A 22175-nucleotide genomic window follows, 5' to 3' on the forward strand; every position below is an offset into this window, starting at 1 on the left:
CCGTCGGACGTTATACGAGCTTGAGGACCCGGTCGGTCATGGACTGCACCTCGGTGGCCAGGGATGCGTTCTCGTTGAGCTTGACGCCGTACCCGGGGAGCATCTCCTTCAGCTTCGGCTCCCAGTCGGACATCCTGGTCGGGAAGCACCGCTTGAGCAGCTCCACCATGATCGGTGCCGCCGTCGAGGCTCCGGGAGACGCGCCGAGGAGCGCCCCCACCGAGCCGTCCGAGGACGTGATGACCTCCGTGCCGAACTGCAGCACGCCGCCCTTGCCCGGAGCCTTCTTGATGACCTGTACACGCTGGCCGGCGGAGATGAGTTCCCAGCTCCCGCCCTCGGCCATCGGCAGGAAGTCCGTGAGGGCGTCGTTCTTGGCCTCGCGGTTCTTGAGGACCTCGGTGACGAGGTACTTCGTCAGGGACATGTTGTCCTTGGCGACCGCGAGCATCGGCACGAGGTTGGAGGGGCGGATCGACGTCGGCAGGTCCAGGTAGGAGCCGCGCTTGAGGAACTTGGTGGAGAACCCGGCGTACGGTCCGAACAGCAGCGAGCGCTCACCCTGGACGAAGCGCGTGTCCAGGTGCGGCACGGACATCGGCGGGGCGCCGACCGACGCCTGGCCGTAGACCTTGGCCTTGTGCCGGCCCACGACCTCGGGATCGGTGCAGCGCAGGAACTGGCCGGAGACCGGGAAGCCCGCGAAGCCGCGGCCCTCGGGGATGCCGCTGCGCTGCAGCAGGTGGAGGGCGCCGCCGCCGGCCCCGATGAAGACGAACTTCGTGGTGACCGTGCTGGTCTCACCGGTTGCCTTGTTCCTGACCTTGACGTCCCAGCGGCCGTCGGTCGCCCGTTCGACATCGAGGACGTCGAACCCGTAGTGCAGGTCGACCCCGGTCCCCTCCAGGTAGGCGGCGAGGTGACGCGTGAGGGCACCGAAGTCGACGTCGGTGCCGCCTTCGACGCGGGATGCGGCGACGGGCTGGGAGGGGTTGCGACCCTGCATCACAAGAGGGGTCCAGCCCGCGATGGTGTCGTGGTCCTCGCTGTGCTCCATGGTGCTGAACAGCGGCTGCGCGCTGAGCGCATCGTAGCGCCGGCGCAGGTATTCGGCGTTGGCCTGGCCCCACACGAAGCTCATGTGCGGCACCGGGTTGATGAAGGTGCGGGGATCGCCGACGAGTCCCTCGGAGACCAGATGGGACCAGAACTGCCGGGAGACCTGGAACTGCTCGTTGATCGCAACGGCCTTCGCCGGATCCACGGAGCCGTCCTTGCCGGCGGGGGAGTAGTTCAGCTCGCAGAGGGCCGAGTGGCCCGTGCCGGCGTTGTTCCAGGGGTCGGAGCTCTCCAGCCCTGCGACGTCGAGCCGCTCGAACAGGGAGATGTCCCACTCGGGCTGCAGCTGCCGGAGGAACGCACCGAGGGTGGCGCTCATGATCCCGCCGCCGATCAGAACGACGTCGGTGGTCTTGGCGGGCGTGCCCTGATGGTGTGTGGTCAACGGAGTCTCCAGTCGCGAGGTCACTAGAAGTCAAAGACTAACGGCTGGTGGTGACCGAACTTAAATCGTCCGACGAAGCCGACTCGGCCGGATATGCGGCGCCCCGCGGCTCAGTCCGACGGCGTCGGCCGGGGCTCGACATCGGCCAGGTCGACGCGGTTGAAGACCTCGTTCATGACGGGGCTCACGGGGTAGGTCGTCACGCGCGCGCTCATCGCCAATGCGGAGATGGGGAAGGCGAGCGGGACGGCGGGGATCCGGTCGGAGACCTGCGAGCTGATGTCCGCGTAGGCCGCCGTGCGGTCCTCGCCGGCCGGCAGTCCCCGGGCCCGGTCGATCTTGCTGAACAGCTGCGGGTCCTCGTGGGCGAACTCCTCCGAGTACATGCCGAAGAGCGCCCCCACGAAGTTGTCGGGGTCCTGGTAGCTGCCGCTCCATCCGAGCAGGTGGAAGGCCCGGTCCCCGGACTGCTGGACCGCCTCGACGTAGCCGTCGTTCCAGTCGACGGGCACCGGCTTGATGTTGAAGCCGGCCTCGGTCAGCTGGCGGCTCAGCTCGGCGTAGGCCTTCTCGGGGGACGGGAGGTAGGGCCTGGAGACGTTGCGAGGGTAGTAGAAGGGCAGTTCCCGCCCGTCGTACCCGGAGCGCTCGAGCAGGTCCTTGGCGAGGTCGACGTCGTAGCCGTAGTCCTCGACCGTCTCGTTGCTCACCCCGAGTTTCTCGGGGATGAACTGCCGGGCCTGCTTGGTCCCGTTGAGGAAGCGGCCGTCGATGAGGGCTCCCTTGTCGATGGCATGGGCGACGGCCTCCCGGAACAGGGGGTCGTCGACGCCGGGAAAGTCCTGGTTCATGCCGAGGTAGAGCACGGAGTAGGGGTCGCGCTGCAGGAACTGCAGGCCGTTGCGGGCGAGGTCGACGGCGCTGTCCACGGACACGAAGTCGTACCCGTCGATCCGGCCCGACGCCAGGGCGCGTGCCCGGGAGTCAGGATTCGCGATGGTGGTGAACTCCACGCGCTCCACGTCGCCGCGCTCACCCCAGTACCCGTCGAAGAACGCGAGCTCCGCGTTCCCTTCGTCCCAGGAGACGAGCCGGAAGGGGCCGGTCCCTACGGGCGCCTGGCCGTAGCGCGAGATGGGCGCGCCGTCCCGTGTCTCGGTCAGGTCGTCCGCAGCGCCGGCCTCGAGCGCGACGGGCGAGGACATGCCGAAGGCAGGCATCGCGAGGGCCGGGATCAGCCCGGTGATCCGGGAGGTCAGCTGCAGGTCCACGGTGTGCTCCGAGGTCGCCGTGCAGTCCTCGTAGAGGCTCAGTTCGGGAGTGTCGGAGTATCCCTTGAACACGTTCTCGAAGGGAAGACGGCTCGTTGCAGCCCGCGCGCTCTCGGGGAGCGTGTACCAGCGGTCGAAATTGGCGCACACGGCGTCGGCGTCGAAGGGCTCGCCGTCCTGGAAGACGACGTCCTCGCGCAGCGTGAACTCGTAGGACCGCCCGTCCTCCGACTCGTCCCAGGATTCGGCCAGCAGCGGCGTCGGTTCGGAGGTCAGCGGATCGACGCCGACGAGTCCCTGGAGGATCTGCTGGCTCACGCGGAAGGACTCGGTGTCGTTCGCGAGCGCCGGGTCGAGGGTGCGGGGGTTCGCCGCCGTCCCGAAGGTGAACGTAGCGGGGTCGGCGACGGGAGGCGCCGTGCTCGCCGCGGGCTGGGGCTGCGGCGTACCGGCCGTGCAGGAGGCGAGGGACGCCGCGGAGACGAGGGCAACTGCCATGGCGGCGAGGCGTTTCCCGCCGTGGGTCGCCCGCCCGTGGCTGGTGCGCGCGGCAGGGTTGTTCACTGGCGTCGGTCTCCGAAGGGCAGGGGGCCGGTCCGTGATGGGCCGGTGTGTGGAATGCCCAAGTGTAGGCGATCGTCCTGTCCCTGCCGCCCAGGAAGCACGCAGGCGGCCACACGAACGGGCCCCCTCACCCCGAAGGGTGAGGGGGCCCGCCCGTGATCCCCGGGACACGTTAGAGGTGTGGACCAGGGAGGTGCGGGATCGCCTAGTTGGCGGGAGGCATCAGGACGGTGTCGACCAGGTAGACGACGGCGTTGGCGGTCTGGACGCCACCGCAGATGACGTTGGCGCCGTTGACCTGGAGCTCGTCACCGGAACCGGTGATCTCGACGTCCGCACCCTGGACCGTGGTCTGCATGGTGCCCTCGAGCTCGGCCGGCTGGATCTTGCCCGGCACCACGTGGTAGGTCAGGATGCTGTTCAGGGTCTCGGTGTCGGTCTTCAGGCTCTCGACGGTCTCGGCCGGCAGCGCGGCGAACGCGTCGTCGACCGGCGCGAAGACCGTGAACTCGTCGCCGTTGAGGGTGTCGACGAGGTTCACCTCGGGGTTGAGCTCACCGGAGACGGCAGCGGTCAGCTGCGTCAGGAGGGGGTTGTTGCTGGCCGCGGTCGCCACGGGATCCAGCGCCATCCCGGCCACCGATCCGTCGCCCTCGGGCACCTCTGCGGCGTAGCCTTCGCAGCCCGGGCCGACGAGGTTCGCGGCGGGGTCCATCATGGCGTCCTCCGTGGGGCTCATGCTGGCCTCCATCGACGGGGACTCGCTCGCCATGCTGGTCTCTTCGGCCATGCTGCTCGGGGTGGCCTCGGACGCTGCGTCCTCGCCGCCGCCGCAGGCCGCGAGGCCGAACATCGAGACTGCCGCGATACCGAGGACGGACAGGTTCTTACGCTTGGTGATCTGCATGAATTTCCTCCAAAGTGACGACCCCGGCGCATGCCCGGATCGGGAACTGTCGTGTGAAGCACATCGTGTCGATGTCTCGGAGGTACTTCGGGTGTGCCGGGGAGGCGGATGGGTGGGATGTCCGTGGAAGGCCCTTCGTAACCGGCCCGTGACCTGCGGCGATAAGGGCGGAGGCGCCGTCGGGCAGCACGAAGCCCCTCCGGCGGGCAGTACGAAGCCCCTCCGGCGGGGTGCCTGGAGGGGCTGTGCGGGCCTACCTGGAACCGGCCCGCCCGGGGCTTTCCTGTGCGCAAGAGGGGACTTGAACCCCTACGTCCGAAGACACTGGAACCTAAATCCAGCGCGTCTGCCAATTCCGCCACTCGCGCTCGGGACGCCGCTCATGCCGAGGGCATTCCCTGCCCTTCACTGTAACGCCACCGGACGGTCGACCCTCGTCCCCGGGAGGTTCCTACTGGTCGATTCCGAGGTCGCGGCGCAGCTTCGCGACGTGGCCGGTGGCACGCACGTTGTACTGGGCCGCCGCGATCCTGCCCTCGGGGTCGACCACGACCGTGGAGCGGATGAGGCCCTCGTAGGTCTTTCCGTAGTTCTTCTTCTCGCCCCAGGCCCCGTACGCCTCGGCGACGGCGTGGTCCTCGTCCGACAGGAGGGGGAAGGTGAGTGATTCCTTCTCGGAGAAGGCGGCCAGCTTGTGAACCGGGTCCGGGGAGATTCCGAGCACCCTGTACCCGGCGGCGGCAAGGGATGCCAGGTTGTCGCGGAAGTCGCAGGCCTCGGTGGTGCAGCCGGGCGTGGCGGCAGCGGGGTAGAAGTACACGACGACGCTGCCGCCCCGGAGGGAGGACAGCGACACCTCATGTCCTGCGGAGTCCGAGAGGGTGAAGTCGGGGGCGTTGTCGCCCGTGGCCAGTCGTTCGGACATGAGTGCTCCTGGGAATCGATGGACGGCCGCGTCGCGGGACGCACCGGTGGGCAGGGTGCCGATGACCGGGTTGGAGGGATCGGGCAGCCGGCCTAGCTATCATAGGGGGAAGGTCCGACGCCGACGGCGGCCGCCGGTTGCCCGAGCGAGAGGAAGTGCACGGTTCTATGCCCGATCTGGAGCAATGGCCCACCGGTCGACTGTTGACGACAGCGGCGCGTCTGGTCGAGCACGCATGGAATGAGCGTCTGGTCGACATCGGAGTGACCCACGCAGGGGTGATCGCCCTCGGCGTCCTCGCGAACGAGGGGGCGATGACGCAGGCGAGCCTCGCGCAGATCGTCCGCGTGCAGGCACAGACCATGGGCAAGACCCTCACCCGTCTCGAGTCCAGGGGCCATATCACGCGCGTCCGGAACGACCTGGACCGACGCTCCCACATGGTGTCGATCTCGCCCGCGGGACGGCAGGTACTCGAGGCCTCCGAGGACATCGAGCGCACCCTCGTGGCCGGTGGCGGTCTGGTGTCGGAGGAGTTGCGGGAGCACCTGAAGGCCGTCATCCGGGAACTCGGCGCCCCGCGCTGGACCTACACGGCAGCGGGCGCAGCGCCGGGCGAGGACGTCGCCGCCGCGGACGGCTCCGACTCCGGGCCGGCTGCCACGGTCCCCAGCTGACCCGACGTCGTCGTGCGGGCGTGCGCCGAGGCAGCCCGCTGGGTGCGGTTGAACGCCCGGTACGGTCGGGGGAGCGGCGGAGCCCGCCGCACTGACGCGCGCCGTCAGGCGCGTGCGGAGATCTGCTGCACCGCCCAGCCGTTGCCGTCGGGGTCGCTGAAGAACACGAAGCCGACGTTGTCGAGCGCCGTTCCGCCCTCCTGTACCGCTTCCGGTGCACCGCCCATCACCTGGACGTCACCGACGTCGACGCCCCGCGCGACGAGCTGCGCGTGCGCCGGGACGACGTCGGTGACGACCAGCTGGAGCCCCTTGACGGACCCCGGGGGCATCCGGGGAACGACGCCCTCGCCGATCACGATGGAGCACCCGGAACCCGGCGGCGTGAGCTGGACGAGCCGGTGGTCGGGGCTCATGGTGATGTCGTGGTCGACCACGAAACCCAGCTGATCGGAATAGAAGGCCTTGGCGCGGTCGATGTCCGACACCGGCACGACGACGACTTCCAGCGTCCAGTTCATGGTGAACTCCTCGATCCGCTCGCTCCGGGGACAGTGCAGTGATCCTGCCAGCACGGAACCGTCACCGCAACGCTGTTCTCCAGGTGGGCCGCCACGCACTACCTCTACCCGGCGGAAAAGGGAAGACCCCCACCGGGTCGAGCCCTCCTGGGTCTTCCCGTTTGCATAGTAAGCGTGCTGATGTTTTGTTGGGACACGAGAGTGTCCAGCACCCATCGGAGAACAGCATGCAGCGTACCGCCGAAGCCCAGCACGCCCTCCTGGCGTGCCCGAGCCGTTCCGCCGATGCCGCCGTCGTGGATGCGCATACCGCCCGCGGCCAGCAGGAGGGTCCGCTCAAAGCCGCGCTGCAGGACGACATCACGCTGCGGCACCTCGACATCGCGGAGTCCGTCGCGCGGACCTTCGCCGTCGCCGGGCCCGAGGCCGCGGACATCCGCCAGGTCGCCTACCTCGGACTGGTCAAGGCCGTCCGGCGCTTCGACCCGGCGCGTGGCATCGCGTTCGCCTCGTTCGCCGTCCCGACGATCAGCGGTGAGATCAAGCGTTACCTGCGCGACTCCTGCTGGGTGGTCCGGCCGCCGCGGGAGGTGCAGGACCTCCGCACCGAGATCGCGCGGACGGCCCCCGCCATGGCCCAACGGCTCGGCCGCGAAGCCACCGCACACGAGCTGGGGATCGAGCTCGGCTGGCCGGAGCACAAGGTCCTCGAAGCGCTGGCCTCCTCGACGAGCCTCCGGCCGGTCTCGCTCGACGCCCCCCTCGAGGGGCGAACCTGGGCCGATACCCTGGCGAGCGAGTCCAGCGGTGTGGAGCGCAGCGACGACATGATCTCCCTGCGCGGTGCCGTCAACGAACTGGGTGACGGCGAGAAGGAACTCCTCTACCGCCGGTACTTCATGGAACAGACCCAGCAGGGCATCGGCGACGAGCTGGGCATGTCGCAGATGCAGGTCTCGCGGGCGCTGGCACGGATCCTGGTGAAACTGCAGAAGCGGCTCCTCGGTGCGCCCGCGGACCGGGAGCGTCAGGCTGCACGGTCCGGTATCGCCTAGGAGATCCCGTGGTCCGCCGCCGCGGCCAGCACCTGCTCGACGGTGACGGCCAGCAGGGCAGGATCCGGAGTGGCGGAGAACGTCTCCCCGACCCGCACCGACTCGTCCGTCAGGACGGTATGCGGTCCGGGCGGCGGCCCCCACTCCTCGGGCGGTGCGGGCCCGAACAGCACCACGGAGGGCCGTGCATAGGCCGAGGCGAGGTGGGCGGCCCCGGTGTCCGCGGAAACCACCAGAGACGCACCGGCCACGAGCCCCGCGAAGGCGTCGAGCGGGAGGTGCCCGGCGGCGACCGTCGCCTCCGCCAGGCCGGCGGCGTCGGCGACCGCGAGCGCTCGCGGTCGCTCCTTGGCGCTGCCCGTGAAGACCACCCGGTGTCCGGCCGCGGCCAGGGTGCGGGCCACCGCGGCGAACCGTTCCACCGGCCATAGCCGGCTCCCGTAGGCGGCCCCGACATGCACGACGACGGCGCCCGGTGCCGGGTTCTCGATGTCGGGCACCCGGAGCCGGCAGTCCAGCGGATCCGCGGGGATGCCGTGCCAGCTGACGAGGGACGCCCACCGCTCGCGCTCGAGGATCCCGCTACGCCACTCGGGGCCGTCCCAGCCCGGTGAGCGGTGCCCCATCCGGCGTCGCGCGCCGATCTCCTCGAGGCGCCCCCGGCTCTCCCCGCCGCTGCCATGGAGATTCACGGCCAGGTCTATCCGGCCGTGCTCGATGGGCAGCGGGTCGTCGAGGCCATGAGTGGGCAGCAGGTCGTCGACGGCGCCGGTGAGCGGCATCATCGGGCGGAGCCACTCCTGGGCGGCGTACAGGATGCGGTGTTCCGGGAAGGCGCGCCGCAGCCCTTTCAGCGCGGGTACGGCCACGAGGAGATCCCCGAGCTTGAGGGCCCGCAGCGTCAGGATCTCGGGGCGGCCGTCCGGGGCCGGGGTGGACGCGGGCACCGGACGGGAATCGGGGCTGACACCGCGCCCCGACGGTCGGACGGTGATGCCTGTGGTGCCTGGGCCCTCGGAAGTCATGGCTTCGATCCTGCCAGAGGATCGGAGCCGCAACCCGCCGGGCATGCCGGAGCAGCCGCGGAGAAGAAGTTCGACGGAAAGTGTTTAGTACTGCTGCTCCGAGGGAACTAAGCCTGTATGCATACATCGGCCGGACCCACGCGGACAGCTCCCCGGGCTGTCCTGTTCGACCGCGACGGGACGATCGTCGTGGACGTCCCCTACAACGGGGATCCCGCGCTCGTGCAGCCCATGCCCGGCGCGCGCGAGGTGCTCGACGGCCTGCGCTCCCGCGGCATCCCGGTGGGCGTGGTGACGAACCAGTCGGGGATCGCCCGGGGACTGATCACCCGCGACCAGGTGGACGCCGTCAACGCCCGCGTCGAGGAACTGCTCGGGCCGTTCGACGTCTGGGAACTCTGCCCCCACGGCTCCGGCGATGGCTGTGCCTGCCGGAAGCCTGCCCCGGGGATGGTCCTCGCGGCCAGCTCCCGCCTGGGCCTGGATGCTTCGGACGTCGCCGTGATCGGGGACATCGGAGCGGACATGGGAGCCGCGGCTGCCGCCGGGGCGCACGCCGTCCTCGTCCCGACGAGCGTCACCCTCGCGGACGAGATCCGTTCGGCTCCCGCCGTCGCCCGGACCCTCGCGGAAGCCGTCGACACCCTGTGGACGGGGGCACCGTGAGGCGCCGGGTCCTCGTCGCCCGTCTCGACAGCGCCGGCGACGTCCTGCTCGCCGGCCCCGCTGTCCGTGCGATCGCCGCGGGCGACCACGGGGACTCCCCGAACGACGTCGTCATGCTGTGCGGGCCCCAGGGCGCCGCAGCGGCCCGGCTGCTGCCGGGCGTGGTCGACGTCATCACGTGGTCCGCTCCCTGGATCGTCGACCCGGCACCCGAGCCCACGCCGGCGCTGATGGCCGAGCTGCACGACGCCGTGGTGGCGCTCGCCGTGGACGAGGCTGTGGTCCTGACCTCGTTCCACCAGTCGCCGCTGCCGCTCGCGCTGCTGCTCCGGCTCGCCGGCGTCCGGAGGATCGCCGGTGCGTCCGTGGACTACGCGGGCTCGCTCCTCGACGTCCGGCTCAGGCCCGGCGAGGACTTCCCGGAGGACCAGCCGGAGGCGGAGCGGGCCCTCGGCATCGCGGAGGCCGCCGGCTATGCCCTGCCCCCGGGCGACGACGGTCGGCTCCAGGTCACGCACCTCGCCGACGCCTCCGGGCTGACCGGCGACGGGCCCTACGTCGTCGTCCACCCCGGTGCCACCGTGCCCGCCCGGGCCTGGCCCCCGCTCCACCATGCGGCGGCTGTCGGACTCCTGACCGCCGCCGGCTTCCGCGTGGTCGTCACCGGCGGGCCGGACGAGACCGGGTTGACCTCCACGGTCGCGGGCCCCGAGGCCTTGGACCTCGGAGGCAGGACGGACCTCGCCGCGCTGGGCTCCGTGATCGCCGGGGCGTCCGTCATCATCACGGGCAACACCGGGCCGGCGCACCTGGCGGCCGCCGTCGGCACGCCCGTCGTCTGCCTGTTCTCACCCGTGGTCCCGGCGGTTCGCTGGGCGCCCTACCGTGTGCCGGTGGAACTGCTCGGCGACCAGGACGCCGCCTGCGCGCTCAGCCGGGCCCGCGTCTGCCCCGTGCAGGGGCACCCCTGCCTGTCCGGCGTCTCCCCGGAGGACGTCATGGACGCCGTGCTCCGGCTCAGTTCCGGCATATCGTCACTCGGCTCACGCCGCAGCATCGGCCGCACAGAAGGCCGCCGACCAACGAGGGGACACCGATGAGGATCCTGTTATGGCACGTGCACGGCGGGTGGACCGATGCCTTCGTGCGGGGGGAGCACACCTACGTGCTGCCCACCACGCCCGACGGCGGACCCTGGGGCCTCGGCCGCGCGGGCCGCGACTGGCCGGCCTCCGTCATCGAGGTGGCACCCTCCGGCCTCCGCGACGCCGACATCGACGTCGTCGTCCTGCAGCGGGTCGAGGAGATCGCCGAGTGCGAGCGGCTCCTCGGGCGCACCCCGGGCCTCGACCTTCCCGCGGTCTTCCTCGAGCACAACACGCCGCGCCGCGACATCGTCGGCACGGTCCACCCGCTGGCGGGCCAGACGGACATCCCGATCGTCCACGTGACCCACTTCAATGCCCTCTTCTGGGACAACGGCAGAGCCGGGACCACCGTGATCGAGCACGGCATCGTGGATCCGGGCCACCTCTACACCGGTGAGCTCGAGCAGCTCGCCGCCGTCATCAACGAGCCCGTGCGCCGCGGCCGTGTCACCGGCACCGACCTGCTGCCGCGCTTCGCCGGCGTCGCGCCGCTGGAGGTCTTCGGGATGGGGATCGACGGGCTCGCCGACGCCCTGGACCTCGCACCGTCGGAGCTGCGCATCGGCGGCGATCTGCCCATGGCACAGCTGCATGCGCGACTCGGACGGTCCCGGGCCTACGTCCACCCGCTGCGCTGGACCTCCCTCGGACTCTCGCTCCTCGAGGCCATGCACGTGGGTCTCCCGGTCCTCGTGCTCGCAACCACGGAGGCGGCACGCGCAGTACCCCCCGAGGCCGGCGCGATCTCGACGGACGTCGAGGACCTGGTTCGCATGGCGGCCCGGCTCATCGAGGACCCCGACGAAGCCCGCACCCGGGGACGGGCCGCCCGGGCGGCGGCCCTCGCACGGTACGGGCTGCCCCGGTTCCTGGCCGACTGGGACGACGTCCTGGAGCAGGAACCGACGCGGCACCGCGTCCTGGCGGTAGCAGAGAGGAAGGCGCGATGAGGATATCGATGGTGTCGGAGCACGCGAGTCCGCTCGCCGCGCTGGGGGGTGTCGATGCCGGAGGGCAGAACGTCCACGTCGCCGAGCTGTCCCTCGCGCTCGCCCGCCGGGGACACGACGTGACCGTCTACACGCGACGCGACGATCCGGCGTTGCCGGACCGGGTCCGGACCGATCCCCACCTGGAGGTCGTGCACGTCACCGCGGGCCCCGTGCGGACCGTCCCGAAGGACCTGCTGCTGCCCTACATGGGGGAGCTGGCGGAAGGGATCGCGGAGGACTGGGGACAGGAGCCGCCGGACATCGTGCACGGGCACTTCTGGATGTCAGGACTCGCCGCGCTCGACGCCGCCGGTCGGTCGCGCGCCGCGGGCCGACCCGTGCAGGTCATCCAGACCTTCCACGCCCTCGGCACCGTCAAGCGCCGCCACCAGGGCGCCGAGGACACCAGCCCCTCCGAACGGCTCATGCTCGAGGCGATGGTGGGACGCAGCGCGGACCGCATCGTCGCGACGTGCTCCGACGAGGTGTTCGAACTCAAGGCCATGGGCGTCCCCGGCAGCCATGTGTCGATCGCCCCGTGCGGCGTCGACGTCGAACTGTTCACACCGCACGGGCCCGTGGAGGCCCGCGGCCGCGCGCACCGCATCGTGAGCGTGGGCCGCCTCGTCCCGCGCAAGGGCATGGACCTCGTCATCCGCGCGATGCGCGAACTGGCCGACCTCGGCCGCGACGACGTCGAACTCCACATCGTGGGCGGTGCCGGCAGCTCCACCGGCCTCGAGGACGACCCCGAGGCGCAACGCCTGCGGGCGCTCGCCATGGACCTCGGCGTCGCCGACCGCGTGGTCCTGCGCGGCCAGGTGTCGCGGGTCGAGATGCCCGCGGTGCTGCGCAGCGCGGACGCCGTGGTGTGCGCCCCCTGGTACGAGCCGTTCGGGATCGTCCCGCTCGAGGCGATGGCGTGCGGCGTCCCCGTGGTCGCCGCCGCCGTCGGGGGCCTCGTCGACACCGTGGTGGACGGCACCACGGGACTGCACGTCGAACCCCAGGATCCCGCGGCCATCGCCGCGGCCGTCGCGGACCTGCTCCGAACGCCCGACTGGGCCCGCGAACTCGGAACCAACGGCCACCGCCGAGTGAAGGCCCGCTACTCCTGGAGCCGGATCGCGGCCGACACGGAGAAGGCCTACCAGGCGGCCCTCGCCGCCGCAGCACCCGCAGAACCGGCTACCGCGCGGCACAGCGCCGCTCGTCGACTCGAAAGCACAGGAGGCAGGGCACTGTGACCACGCAGACCGACGTCCAGTCCGACATCCCGTCCGACATCCCGTCCGACATCGTGCCGGGGACCCTCCCGGACACCGTGCCGGAGGACTCGCGGCGCCTCGTCCTGGACCATCTCCGGGCCGTCACGCCGGCCCTCGAGTCCCTCGCGCTCAACGCCGGCACCCTGGCCGGGTGGGGAGTGGAGATGGCCGACCGCCTGCTGGCCGGCCAGCGGCTGCTCGCAGCAGGCAACGGCGGGTCCGCCGCCGAGGCCCAGCACCTCACGGCGGAACTCGTGGGCCGGTTCGACGATGAGCGCGAACCGTTCTCCGCGATCTCCCTCCACGCGGAGAGCTCCGCAGTCACGGCGATCGCCAACGACTACGGGTTCGACCACCTGTACGCCCGTCAGGTGAGCGCCCACGGCCGGCCCGGGGACATCCTCGTGCTCCTGAGCACGAGCGGCAGGAGCCGCAATCTCCTGCACGCCGTCGATGCGGCCCGCTCGGCCGGGATCACCACCTGGGCGCTCACCGGCACCGGGCCCAACCCCCTCACCGAATGCGTCGACGACTACGTGGCGGTCGACGCCCGGTCCGCCAACGCCCAGGAGGGCCACCTGATCGCGCTGCACGCGATCTGCCGGGCCTTCGACGCCGAGGTGCTCCGCCGCCGTCGGGAAGAGCAGCGATGAGGATCGTCGTGGTCGGTGACGTCCTGCTCGACACGGACCTCTCCGGCGGGGCGGGGCGGCTCTCGCCCGACGCGCCCGTGCCCGTCGTCGACGTCGACGTCGTCCGGAGGCGCGCCGGGGGAGCCGGCCTCGTCGCGCGCATGCTGAGCGCCGACGGGCACGACGCCGTCCTGGTCACCGTCCTCGCGGAGGACGACGCATCGGCTCTCCTGCGCGCCGAACTCGACGGCGTGACCGTCGTCGCGGGCCCCTCGGGCGCGCCGACTCCCGTCAAGACGAGGGTCCGGGCCTCGGGCCAGGCGATCGTCCGGTTCGACGAGGGCTGCGCGACGCCTCCCCTGCCGGGTGCCACCGAGGAGATGCTGGCCGCCCTGGACGGAGCCGACGCGATCGTCGCGGCGGACTACGGCCGCGGCCTGCTCGCCAACGAGGACCTGCGCGCCCGCCTCGGGACGCTCGCCGGCGCGATCCCGGTGGTGTGGGACCCTCATCCCGCCGGCGCCCAGCCGGTCCCGGGCGTGGCCGCGGTGACCCCCAACCTCGGGGAAGCCCTGCGGTTCGCCGACGTCCGGGGCTCGGGGACGCGGGCGGCAGCGGCAGCCGCCGACGTCCTGCTCGCCGCCTGGCAGAGCAACGCCGTGATCGTCACCATGGGCGATCACGGAGCCCTCGTCGCCGCGACGGGACTCCTGCCCCAGGTGGTGCCCGCGCCCCGGGTCAGCGCCCCCGACCCCTGCGGTGCCGGCGACCGCTTCGCGTCGGCGCTCGCCGTCGCGCTCGCCCACGGCGCCCCGATCGATGCGGCGGCCCAGCAGGCCACCGAGGCCGCCGCGCATTTCCTCGCCTCAGGGGGTGTGGGCGCGCTGGGCCGGCAGCGCGGGAACGCACCACAGCAGCTGCCCGTCGACGGCCTCGACGCCCTCACCGTCGCGCGGCGAACGCGCGAGGCGGGCGGGACCGTCGTCGCGACCGGTGGATGCTTCGACCTCCTGCACGCCGGGCACGCGCGGACCCTCGCCGCGGCACGCCGGCTCGGCGACTGCCTGATCGTCTGCCTCAACTCGGACGAGTCCGTGCGCGGGCTCAAGGGGGAGAGCCGGCCCATCATCAAGCAGGAGGACCGCGCGGAGCTGCTCTCGGCGCTGGAGTGCGTGGACGCCGTCCTGGTGTTCTCCGAGTCCACGCCGGAGACCGCGATCTCCCGCCTGCAGCCCGACATCTGGGTCAAGGGCGGCGACTACGCCGCCGAGGATCTCCCGGAAGCCGCACTGGTGGGCAGTTGGGGCGGCAGGACCGTCACGGTCCCCTACATCCCCGCCCGCTCCACCACGAAACTGGCAGCCGCGCTCGCCCGCGTCGGCTGACCCTCCAGAAATCTTCCGGCCCGTCCGGCCGGACCATGCACGCAACGAAAGGAACACCCATGACCGAGAACACGACGACCACCACGACCGGTAGCGGTTACACCCCGGGACGCGTCCTCGTGACCGGCGGAGGCTCGGGCCTCGGCGCGGCCATCGTCCAGGGCGTCCTCGCCGCCGGCGGCACCCCCGTGGTTTTGGACCGCGACATCAGCCGGGTCTCCGGCGTGAAGGCCTTCGAGGTCGACGTCGCCGACCGCGAGGCCGTCGAGACCGCGGTCCGGAAGGCCGCGGAGATGATGGACGGACTCGACGCCGTCGTCACCGCCGCCGGGATCGACCGGTGCGGTGCGCTCGACACGGTGCCCGCGGACGAGTGGGAGAAGGTGATCGGCGTGAACCTCATGGGAACGGCGTCCACCGCCCGCGCCGCCCTGCCATACCTGAAGGAGACCCACGGCCGCGTGGTCACCATCGCCTCGACCCTCGGCATCAAGGCCGTCGGCGACGCGACGGCCTACTGCGCCTCGAAGTTCGGTGTCATGGGCTTCTCGCAGGCCCTGGCAGCGGAGACCGCAGGGCAGATCGGTGTCACGACGATCATCCCCGGCGGCATGAAGACGCGCTTCTTCGACGACCGCGACGAGCAGTACAAGCCGCAGGACGACTCACGCCTCAACGACCCCGAGCGGGTCGCCGAGGCGATCCTCTTCGCGCTGTCACAGCCCAGGAGCTGCGAGATCCGCGAGATGGTCATCGCCCACGCAGAAGAAGGCTCGTGGCCCTGAGTTCCGCCACGTCCGCGTAGACGGCGTCGGGCTGGACGGCAGCGACGAGCGAGTCATCGTGCTCGCAGCGCTCCGCCGTCCAGCCCACCTGGGTGACATCCACGCCGCAGACCTGGCACTGCGTCACCCAGGAGAAGTGGACGCGGTGCAGGGTCCGCCCGATGGCGCCCGCGTTGATCATGTTGCCGATCCAGTAGACGCCGACCGTGGGCGTTCCCACGGCCTGCGCGAGGTGTCGGGGTCCGCTGTCGTTGCCGACCAGCACGGCACTGCGGTCGAGCACGCCGGCCAGCTCGCCGAGCGAGAGGCGGCCCGCGAGCGAGCGGACCTCCGCCGCAGGGGCCTGCGCGCGTGCCAGCCGGACGATCTCCTCCGCCGCCGGGACGTCCGTCGCGTCACCGACCACCACCACTTCGCAGCCGTCCGCGGCCGCGCGCACCGCCACCTCGGCGAACGACGACGACGGCCACCGGCGGCGCGGATCGGTGGCGCCGGGGTGCAGGGCGATGACCGCGCCGTCGCCGGTCAGCTGCGCTGCCCGGTCCACCTCCTCCGGGAGGACGCCGACCCGGGGCTCCAGGTCCACGGGCACGGCCCCGGCCAGCCCCACGACCTCGAGCGCGCGAAAGACCTCGTGCTGGTAGTAGACGTAGGGGATGGTGCGCTCCAGTGCGACGGCGTCGGGCGTCCGGGTGCCGATCGTGTGGCGGGCCCCGAGCCGCAGGACGAACGGGTTCGAGTTGCGGCCCCCGCCGTGCAGCTGGACGGCGAGGTCGAAGGATCCCCGGATTCCGTCGAAGAAGGCGTCCACGGCGCCCGGGTCCTCGTCCCCGGGGCGGACGCCGGGGGAGACCGGGAGCTCCAGGACCGAGGACACCGGTCCCGGCCGGCCCTCGAGCAGCGCCGCGTGGCCCGGCATGCCCAGCAGGGTGATCTCGGCGTCGGGATAGCGGGCGCCGAGGGCGGCGATCGCGGGCATCGCGAACATGAGGTCCCCGAGGCCCCCGCCGCGCAGGACGGCGATCCGCCGGACGTCCCCGAACGGTTCGAGCACGGGCCCCACCGATCGCGCCGTGTCCTGCCGTCCGCCGAACTCCGCCGTCGTACCGTCCCGCATGGATGTCCTCTCCGTCCGCCGTGTCCGTGACCGGCCGCTGTCCAGCGCTTCCGCACCGTCGGGTCGCATCCCGGCCGTCCCTCCTGACACCATATGCTAAGCGTGCTGATGAATGCCCCACGGACAGCAGGATTCGGTCCGCCGCCTGTGTGAACGCGCGGCAGCCGGGTACGGGAAGAGTAGATCAGCCGTTACGGCCTTCGACCTCGAGGAGCATCATGTCCACCAACGCCCCGACACCTGCGCTGTCCGACGTGCTCGGCGACGAATTCATCACCATCGTCGACCCCCGCGACGGCAGTGAGGTCGGTACCCTGCCCTGCACCGCCCGGGAGCAGATCTCGCTCGCCCTCGGCCTGTCCCGGTCCGTGCAGCCCGAGTGGGCGGCCACCAGCCCGGCCGAGCGGGGCGCCGCCCTGCGGCGGGCCGCCGCGGCACTGCGTGCCGGCGCCCAGGAACTCGCGGACCTCAACACGCGGGAGACGGGCAAGCCGCCCGCGGATGCCCTCGGCGGCGTGGAGGCGGCCATCTCCACGCTCGAGCAGTACGCGGAACTCGGCCCCGTCCATCGCGGGCTCAGCCTGCGCGGGGCCGTCACGGCCACCGACTACACCGTGGCGGAGCCGCGGGGCGTCGCGGCTCTCCTGACTCCCTGGAACGATCCCGTGGCGGTGGCCGGCGGTCTCATCGGGGCGGCGCTCGTCACGGGCAACACCGTGGTCCACAAGCCGAGCGAACGCTGCCCCCACGTCGGTGAGCTCCTCGGACACCTGCTGCAGCCGGCCTTCCCGGAAGGCGTGCTCATCACCCTGACCGGAGGCAGCGACGTGGGGCAGCAGCTCACCACGGAGCCGGACGTCGACGTGTTCGCCCACGTGGGATCCAGCGACACCGGTGCCAGGATCGCCCGCGCAGCGGTCCTGACCGGCGCCCACGTCATCCGGGAGAACGGCGGCAACGACCCCCTGATCGTCGATGCCGACGTCGATCCCGTCTGGGCGGCGGGACAGGCGGCGCTCGGGGCGTTCGCCAACGCCGGGCAGATCTGCACCTCCGTGGAGCGCATCTACGTGTGCCGAGCGATCGCCGAACCGTTCCTCGCCGCCCTCGCGGCGGAGGCCCGCAGCTGGAATGCGAGCGCGTCCTTCCCGCCGCTCGTGGACCGCCGCATGCGCGACGCCGTCGAGGCGCAGGTCGCCGCAGCCCTCGAGCAGGGCGCGGTATGCCTCGAGGGCGGCGCCGTTCCCGACGGCCCCGGTGCCCACTACCCGGCCACGGTGCTCTCGGACTGCACGGAGACCATGACCGTCATGACGGAGGAGACCTTCGGCCCGGTGGCCCCGGTGACCGTCGTCGACAGCTTCGACGACGCACTGCGGCTCGCCGCATCGGGCCCGTACGGGCTCGCCGCGTCCGTCCTGACGGGCAGCATCGCCCACGCCCAGCAGGCCGTCGCCGGTCTCGGCGTCGGGACCGTCAAGGTCAACGCGGTCTTCGGAGGCGCCCCGGGCGGGTCCGCCCAGCCGCGCGGCATCAGCGGGGCGGGATTCGGCTACGGCCCCGAACTGCTGGACGAGTTCTCGCTCGTGAAGGTCGTCCACATCAGCGCACCGCCGCAGGAGGGCTGATGGACGACGCCCGGCAGCACCACCCCGCCGACACGGTGCCCGAGGGCCGGGACGGTGTCGGCGACCTGGCGCGGGTACGCGGTCTCGCCGCCTGGGTTCCCGCCGCCATCGCCGCCCGCGCGCCGCGCATCACCGTGGTGGGGGACGCGATGCTGGACGGCTGGTGGAGCGGGACGATCGAGCGTTTCTGCCGGGAGGCACCCGCACCGGTCGTGGACATCACGCGCCGCGAGTACGCGGCGGGCGGTGCGGCGAACACCGCCGTGAACCTCGCCGCGCTCGGCGCCCGCGTGCGGATGTGCGGGCTGATCGGCGACGACGACGCCGGCCGCCGCCTGCGCGGCATCCTCGAGGACGCGGGCGTGGACACCACGGACCTGGTGCAGGACCCGCGCGTCTCCACCACGACCAAGTACCGCATCCTCGCCGGGGACCAGGTCATGCTGCGGCTCGACGACACCCACGACGGCCTCCCGCCGACGGCGATCGCCGCGCTGGCCGCCCGCATACCCGCCGCCGTCAGGGAGGCCGGCGCGATCGTCGTCTGCGACTACGGCTCCGGGGCGCTCGGCGGGGAGGTGCGCGCCGCCCTGGCGGGCCGTGCCACCCTCGACCCCGGCGCGGTGGTGGTCGTCGACGCCCACGACACCGCGGCGTGGTCCGCGCTGCGCCCGGACATCGTCACACCGAACGCCGCGGAGGCAGCCCAGGTGCTCGGCACGCGCCTCGACGCGCGGACCGACCGCGCCGCAGCCGTGGGCGCGCGGCGGAGCGAGCTCTTCACGGCGACCAACGCCGTGAACGTCGTCGTCACACTGGACCGCGACGGCACCGTGCTGCTCGGGCCCGACGGCGAGGAACACCGCACCTACGCCAAGCCCGCCACCGAGAAGCAGGCCTCCGGCGCGGGAGACACCTTCGTCGCGAGCCTCACCGTCGCTCGCGCCGCAGGACTGCCGCTCACCACGAGCCTCGACCTCGCACAGGCCGCGGCCGACGTCGTCGTCCACCGCCCCGGCACGTCCGTGTGCACGACGGCGGACCTGACGCGCCACCTCCGGCACTTCGCCGACACCGCCCTCGCCACGGACGAACTGCTGCGGACAGTGGAGGCGGACCGCGCCGCAGGCAAGCGGATCGTCCTCACCAACGGCTGTTTCGACGTGCTGCACCGCGGGCACACGCGCTACCTCGACCAGGCGAAGCAGCTCGGCGACGTGCTCGTGGTGGCCCTGAACGACGACGACGGCGTGCGCCGGCTCAAGGGGCCGGACCGGCCTATCAACCCGATCGCCGACCGCGCGGGCATCATCGCGTCGCTGAGCTGCGTCGACTACGTCACGGTGTTCGCGACCGACACCCTGGTGCCGCTGATCGAGCAGCTGAAGCCCGACGTCTACGCCAAGGGCGGCGACTACACCGCGCAGATGCTGGAGGAGACCCCCGCGGTCGAGGCCTGCGGGGGACGCGTGAGCATCCTCGACTATGTCCCGGAGCGTTCCACCGCGGAGGTGGTCCGCCGGATCCGCGCCACGCCCCCGGTGGGGGACACACCGTGACGGCGCAGTGGTCGGGGGAGTGGGCGCTGGAGCCCCCGGGCGGGGAGATCGCGGTGGACGTACTCATCCCGTCCTTCGGGCGACCCGCGGAGCTCGCCGTCACGCTCGCCGGTCTCGCCGCGCAGGCAGGCCCGGTGTTCCGCGTCATCGTCAGCGACCAGACCGAGGGGGAGGCAGCCATCGACCGGCCTGCCGTCCGCGCCATGGTGCGGGTCCTCGAGGCGCAGGGCCGGCCGGTCCGGCTCGAACGGCACCTGCCCCGCCGCGGGCTCGCGGAACACCGGAACTACCTCCTCGGTCTGGCCGACGCGCCGTTCGTGCTCTTCCTGGACAACGACATCTGGCTCGAGCCCGGCGCGCTGGACCGGATGAGCCGGGCGTTGAAGGACGCCGGGTGCGGATTCGTGGGCTCAGCGGTGCAGGGCCTGTCCTACCTCGACGATGTCCGGCCGCACGAGCGGAGCGAGTTCGACCTGTGGCCCGACAACGAGGTGTACCCCGAGCGCATCCGGCCGGGCACGGACGGCTTCGACCGCTGGCCGCTGCACAACGCCGCGAACCTCACCCACGCCGCGGCCGAGCTCGCCATCCCGCCCGGGCAGTGGCGGCTCTATCGCGTCGCCTGGGTGGGCGGGTGCGTGCTCTTCGACCGCCGGGCCCTCCTGGACTGCGGCGGGTTCGACTTCTGGGACCGGCTGCCGCCCGGTCATGCGGGCGAGGACGTCGCCGCGCAGTGGCGCGTCATGGAACGGTACGGCGGCGCCGGCATCATCCCCTCCGGTGCCGTGCACCTCGAGGCACCCACGACGGTCATCGACCGTCACACAGACGCCGCCCAGGAGATCCTGGGCGGATGACGGTGCCCACCGGAGGCACCAGGAACGAGAACCGGACACACCCGAACCGAAGGAGCACCACATGGCAGATCCCAGCCCGATCGACATCCAGAAGGCCCTGGGCGGCGTCGACTACCCGGCGTCGAAGGCGGACCTCGTGAAGCACGCGAAGGACAAGGGCGCCGACGGAACGGTCCTCGAGACGCTCGAGAACCTGCCCGATCGCGAGTTCGACTCGCCGACGGACGTCACCAAGGAAGCATCCAGGTAGAACGCACCCGGTGGCGGTGGCCCTGCGGGGGGCGCCGCCACCGGCCGCGTGGCGAGCCTCCGGCTACCCCCGGGCTGCCTCCGGCGCAGAGGCCTGCGCCGTGCCCTGGCCCGGCGCCGGCGCACCGTCGTCGGCCGTCCCGCTGATGTTCACCATCCAGCTGATCCCGAAGCGGTCGACGCACATGCCGAAGCTGTCACCCCAGGGGGACGGCGCGAGGGGCATCACCGTCCGGCCTCCCTCCGCGAGCGCGTCCCAGTAGCCGCGGAGCACCTGTTCGTCGTCGCCGCTGAGCGACAGCGAGTGCCCGGCCGGAGCGCTGTAGTCCATGCTGTCGGGGGTGTCGGCCGCCATCAGGACCTGCCCCGACGGCGTGGTGAGCATCGAATGCATGATCTTGTCCTGCTCCGCCGGGTCCTCGCTCACCTGGTATCCGGCGAAAGTACTGCTGGTGAGGTCGCCGCCGAACACCGACTGGTAGAAGGCCATGGCCTCCCTCGCGGTGTCCTTGAAGCTGAGGTACGTGTTGATCGTCGTTGCCATGGGTGTCGCCTCTCGTCGGGTGGCCCGTCGGCCACGCCCTGTGCTGGACGGAGCGATTATCGTCCTCGGGGGCCGCCCCGGGAAGGGTCGCACGGACCTCAGGGAAGTGTAGGCTCCGGCCGCTGGCCGATCGCACCGGCGACTTTCTCCTCCAGCGAGCTGACCGTGGCGTCCGGCAGCACGATCAGGCCGTCGAGCTCACGACGGGCGCGGCGGTAGGCGGTCTGGCGCTCCGCGGCCGTCGCGGCGTCGTCGATCGCCACGGTCACGAGGCGGCGCGCCATGTCCAGCCGCTGCCGCTCCTCAGTGGTGAACCCGCTTGCCCGAACCCGCCGTGCCTCGGTCTCCGCGATCTGGAAGGCGACGTCGTAGGAGGTGACGGCGGACCGGTACGCGGCGAGATCCTCGGGCGTCATCGGGACGGACGGCTCGGGACGCAGCGCGTCCGCCTCACGCTTGGCCCGCAGGAACGCCACGGTGAGGGGCTCGCGGACGTCGGTCATCATGGGGTAGTCGATGAGCTTCGCGGCATCGAGCTCGTAGGTCAGCCACCTCCGGTCCACCTCGTCGTGCATGCGCTGCACGTGCTCGCGCTGCGTCCTGGTCGGGGCGGACGTCGTCGCCGCCGGCGCGGGGGACTCGTGCGGCGCAGGAAGGGAGGCGGCCGGATGCTTCAGGCGGTACAGCTCCATCTTGCGCTGGTGCCGGCGCTCCGACGCGTCCGAGAACGATTTCCCCCAGATCGCGAACACGCCCGAGAGCGGGAAGACCAACCACCAGTAGCTGCCGGCGAAGGAGAGGAGATCGTTCACGCGTCCATCGTAGGCCCGGCCGCCACCGCCCACGAGGACGCGGGGCAGGAGTACGGGACACGGATTAAAGAACGAAACCCCGCC

The 22175-nt window shown here is 71.8% G+C and carries 22 protein-coding genes and 1 tRNA gene; 13 read left to right on the forward strand and 10 right to left on the reverse strand.

Annotated features, from left to right (window positions below; all coding sequences use genetic code 11):
• Window positions 1-10: 10 nt before the first annotated feature.
• The 5 genes from ACX80F_RS02620 to bcp form a co-directional block, all read right to left on the reverse strand.
• A complete protein-coding gene (locus ACX80F_RS02620; protein ID WP_459334817.1) occupies window positions 11-1504 on the reverse strand; it encodes a malate:quinone oxidoreductase in 1494 nt (497 codons plus the stop codon).
• Window positions 1505-1614: 110 nt separating this feature from the next.
• On the reverse strand, window positions 1615-3339 hold the full coding sequence (locus ACX80F_RS02625) for an ABC transporter substrate-binding protein (RefSeq protein WP_459334818.1): 1725 nt from the start codon (window positions 3337-3339) through the stop codon (window positions 1615-1617).
• Between the two features lie 205 nt (window positions 3340-3544).
• Window positions 3545-4246, reverse strand: coding sequence for a fasciclin domain-containing protein (locus tag ACX80F_RS02630; protein WP_459334819.1), 702 nt, complete (start codon window positions 4244-4246; stop codon window positions 3545-3547).
• Window positions 4247-4532: 286 nt separating this feature from the next.
• Window positions 4533-4614, reverse strand: a tRNA-Leu gene (locus tag ACX80F_RS02635).
• 83 nt (window positions 4615-4697) lie between these two features.
• Entirely contained in the window at window positions 4698-5171 is a 474-nt protein-coding gene (bcp, locus tag ACX80F_RS02640; RefSeq protein ID WP_459334820.1) for a thioredoxin-dependent thiol peroxidase, read from the reverse strand.
• Window positions 5172-5338: 167 nt separating this feature from the next.
• On the opposite strand from bcp, the gene ACX80F_RS02645 reads away from it, so the two are divergent.
• Window positions 5339-5848: a MarR family winged helix-turn-helix transcriptional regulator gene (locus ACX80F_RS02645; protein WP_459334821.1), complete on the forward strand. Its 510-nt coding sequence runs from the start codon at window positions 5339-5341 to the stop codon at window positions 5846-5848.
• Window positions 5849-5952: 104 nt separating this feature from the next.
• Here the strand turns inward: ACX80F_RS02645 and ACX80F_RS02650 are convergent, their stop codons facing one another.
• Window positions 5953-6369 carry a VOC family protein gene (locus tag ACX80F_RS02650; RefSeq protein ID WP_459334822.1) on the reverse strand — a complete coding sequence of 139 codons (417 nt, stop codon included), beginning with the start codon at window positions 6367-6369 and terminating at the stop codon, window positions 5953-5955.
• A gap of 227 nt (window positions 6370-6596) precedes the next feature.
• Between ACX80F_RS02650 and ACX80F_RS02655 the strand changes: the two genes are divergently transcribed.
• Window positions 6597-7424, forward strand: a complete 828-nt coding sequence (locus ACX80F_RS02655; RefSeq protein ID WP_459334823.1) for a sigma-70 family RNA polymerase sigma factor — start codon at window positions 6597-6599, stop codon at window positions 7422-7424.
• Here the strand turns inward: ACX80F_RS02655 and ACX80F_RS02660 are convergent.
• Window positions 7421-8449 carry a glycosyltransferase family 9 protein gene (locus ACX80F_RS02660; protein WP_459334824.1) on the reverse strand — a complete coding sequence of 343 codons (1029 nt, stop codon included), beginning with the start codon at window positions 8447-8449 and terminating at the stop codon, window positions 7421-7423. The two genes, ACX80F_RS02655 and ACX80F_RS02660, sit on opposite strands and share 4 nt — an antisense overlap.
• Window positions 8450-8566: 117 nt before the next feature.
• On the opposite strand from ACX80F_RS02660, the gene ACX80F_RS02665 reads away from it, so the two are divergent.
• From ACX80F_RS02665 to ACX80F_RS02695, 7 genes are read left to right on the forward strand one after another with little or no spacing between them, the layout of a single operon-like run.
• The gene (locus tag ACX80F_RS02665; protein WP_459334825.1) at window positions 8567-9115 is read left to right on the forward strand and encodes a D-glycero-alpha-D-manno-heptose-1,7-bisphosphate 7-phosphatase; all 549 of its coding nucleotides are present in this window, start codon (window positions 8567-8569) and stop codon (window positions 9113-9115) included.
• A complete protein-coding gene (locus ACX80F_RS02670; RefSeq protein ID WP_459334826.1) occupies window positions 9112-10215 on the forward strand; it encodes a glycosyltransferase family 9 protein in 1104 nt (367 codons plus the stop codon). The genes ACX80F_RS02665 and ACX80F_RS02670 overlap by 4 nt, the downstream gene beginning before the upstream one ends.
• Window positions 10212-11213, forward strand: coding sequence for a glycosyltransferase (locus ACX80F_RS02675; RefSeq protein WP_459334827.1), 1002 nt, complete (start codon window positions 10212-10214; stop codon window positions 11211-11213). The genes ACX80F_RS02670 and ACX80F_RS02675 overlap by 4 nt, the downstream gene beginning before the upstream one ends.
• A complete protein-coding gene (locus ACX80F_RS02680) occupies window positions 11210-12502 on the forward strand; it encodes a glycosyltransferase (RefSeq protein WP_459334828.1) in 1293 nt (430 codons plus the stop codon). Before ACX80F_RS02675 ends, ACX80F_RS02680 begins: the two co-directional genes overlap by 4 nt.
• Window positions 12499-13176, forward strand: a complete 678-nt coding sequence (locus tag ACX80F_RS02685) for a D-sedoheptulose-7-phosphate isomerase (RefSeq protein ID WP_459334829.1) — start codon at window positions 12499-12501, stop codon at window positions 13174-13176. The genes ACX80F_RS02680 and ACX80F_RS02685 overlap by 4 nt, the downstream gene beginning before the upstream one ends.
• Entirely contained in the window at window positions 13173-14540 is a 1368-nt protein-coding gene (locus tag ACX80F_RS02690) for a PfkB family carbohydrate kinase (protein WP_459334830.1), read from the forward strand. The genes ACX80F_RS02685 and ACX80F_RS02690 overlap by 4 nt, the downstream gene beginning before the upstream one ends.
• Before the next feature lie 59 nt (window positions 14541-14599).
• Window positions 14600-15325 (forward strand): SDR family oxidoreductase, encoded by a 726-nt coding sequence (locus tag ACX80F_RS02695; protein WP_459334831.1) that lies wholly within the window; start codon window positions 14600-14602, stop codon window positions 15323-15325.
• Here ACX80F_RS02695 and ACX80F_RS02700 read toward each other — a convergent pair.
• Complete coding sequence (locus tag ACX80F_RS02700; RefSeq protein WP_459334832.1) at window positions 15291-16442, reverse strand: glycosyltransferase family 9 protein; 1152 nt, start codon at window positions 16440-16442, stop codon at window positions 15291-15293. The genes ACX80F_RS02695 and ACX80F_RS02700 overlap by 35 nt on opposite strands.
• Window positions 16443-16660: 218 nt before the next feature.
• Between ACX80F_RS02700 and ACX80F_RS02705 the strand changes: the two genes are divergently transcribed.
• From ACX80F_RS02705 to ACX80F_RS02720, 4 genes are all read left to right on the forward strand, one after another.
• Window positions 16661-18070, forward strand: a complete 1410-nt coding sequence (locus tag ACX80F_RS02705; RefSeq protein ID WP_459334833.1) for an aldehyde dehydrogenase family protein — start codon at window positions 16661-16663, stop codon at window positions 18068-18070.
• A complete protein-coding gene (locus ACX80F_RS02710; protein WP_459334834.1) occupies window positions 18070-19629 on the forward strand; it encodes a PfkB family carbohydrate kinase in 1560 nt (519 codons plus the stop codon). The genes ACX80F_RS02705 and ACX80F_RS02710 overlap by 1 nt, the downstream gene beginning before the upstream one ends.
• Window positions 19626-20486, forward strand: coding sequence for a glycosyltransferase (locus tag ACX80F_RS02715; protein WP_459334835.1), 861 nt, complete (start codon window positions 19626-19628; stop codon window positions 20484-20486). Before ACX80F_RS02710 ends, ACX80F_RS02715 begins: the two co-directional genes overlap by 4 nt.
• Before the next feature lie 61 nt (window positions 20487-20547).
• Window positions 20548-20736 carry a DUF2795 domain-containing protein gene (locus ACX80F_RS02720; protein WP_459334836.1) on the forward strand — a complete coding sequence of 63 codons (189 nt, stop codon included), beginning with the start codon at window positions 20548-20550 and terminating at the stop codon, window positions 20734-20736.
• Window positions 20737-20799: 63 nt separating this feature from the next.
• On the opposite strand, the gene ACX80F_RS02725 is transcribed toward ACX80F_RS02720, so the two are convergent.
• Both ACX80F_RS02725 and ACX80F_RS02730 read right to left on the reverse strand, forming a co-directional pair.
• The gene (locus tag ACX80F_RS02725; protein ID WP_459334837.1) at window positions 20800-21279 is read right to left on the reverse strand and encodes a VOC family protein; all 480 of its coding nucleotides are present in this window, start codon (window positions 21277-21279) and stop codon (window positions 20800-20802) included.
• 98 nt (window positions 21280-21377) lie between these two features.
• Window positions 21378-22091 carry a hypothetical protein gene (locus ACX80F_RS02730; protein WP_459334838.1) on the reverse strand — a complete coding sequence of 238 codons (714 nt, stop codon included), beginning with the start codon at window positions 22089-22091 and terminating at the stop codon, window positions 21378-21380.
• Between the last annotated feature and the right edge of the window lie 84 nt (window positions 22092-22175).

The organism is Arthrobacter sp. TMS2-4 (assembly GCF_054511075.1).

What these genes read in the sequence shown, in the direction of transcription:
- ACX80F_RS02630 (WP_459334819.1), bottom strand. Translation starts at nt 4,246, where the DNA reads ATGCAGATCACCAAGCGTAAGAACCTGTCCGTCCTCGGTATCGCGGCA.
- bcp (WP_459334820.1), bottom strand. Translation starts at nt 5,171, where the DNA reads ATGTCCGAACGACTGGCCACGGGCGACAACGCCCCCGACTTCACCCTC.
- ACX80F_RS02645 (WP_459334821.1), top strand. Translation starts at nt 5,339, where the DNA reads ATGCCCGATCTGGAGCAATGGCCCACCGGTCGACTGTTGACGACAGCG.
- ACX80F_RS02650 (WP_459334822.1), bottom strand. Translation starts at nt 6,369, where the DNA reads ATGAACTGGACGCTGGAAGTCGTCGTCGTGCCGGTGTCGGACATCGAC.
- ACX80F_RS02655 (WP_459334823.1), top strand. Translation starts at nt 6,597, where the DNA reads ATGCAGCGTACCGCCGAAGCCCAGCACGCCCTCCTGGCGTGCCCGAGC.
- ACX80F_RS02660 (WP_459334824.1), bottom strand. Translation starts at nt 8,449, where the DNA reads ATGACTTCCGAGGGCCCAGGCACCACAGGCATCACCGTCCGACCGTCG.
- ACX80F_RS02665 (WP_459334825.1), top strand. Translation starts at nt 8,567, where the DNA reads ATGCATACATCGGCCGGACCCACGCGGACAGCTCCCCGGGCTGTCCTG.
- ACX80F_RS02675 (WP_459334827.1), top strand. Translation starts at nt 10,212, where the DNA reads ATGAGGATCCTGTTATGGCACGTGCACGGCGGGTGGACCGATGCCTTC.
- ACX80F_RS02680 (WP_459334828.1), top strand. Translation starts at nt 11,210, where the DNA reads ATGAGGATATCGATGGTGTCGGAGCACGCGAGTCCGCTCGCCGCGCTG.
- ACX80F_RS02690 (WP_459334830.1), top strand. Translation starts at nt 13,173, where the DNA reads ATGAGGATCGTCGTGGTCGGTGACGTCCTGCTCGACACGGACCTCTCC.
- ACX80F_RS02695 (WP_459334831.1), top strand. Translation starts at nt 14,600, where the DNA reads ATGACCGAGAACACGACGACCACCACGACCGGTAGCGGTTACACCCCG.
- ACX80F_RS02700 (WP_459334832.1), bottom strand. Translation starts at nt 16,442, where the DNA reads ATGCGGGACGGTACGACGGCGGAGTTCGGCGGACGGCAGGACACGGCG.
- ACX80F_RS02705 (WP_459334833.1), top strand. Translation starts at nt 16,661, where the DNA reads ATGTCCACCAACGCCCCGACACCTGCGCTGTCCGACGTGCTCGGCGAC.
- ACX80F_RS02710 (WP_459334834.1), top strand. Translation starts at nt 18,070, where the DNA reads ATGGACGACGCCCGGCAGCACCACCCCGCCGACACGGTGCCCGAGGGC.
- ACX80F_RS02720 (WP_459334836.1), top strand. Translation starts at nt 20,548, where the DNA reads ATGGCAGATCCCAGCCCGATCGACATCCAGAAGGCCCTGGGCGGCGTC.
- ACX80F_RS02725 (WP_459334837.1), bottom strand. Translation starts at nt 21,279, where the DNA reads ATGGCAACGACGATCAACACGTACCTCAGCTTCAAGGACACCGCGAGG.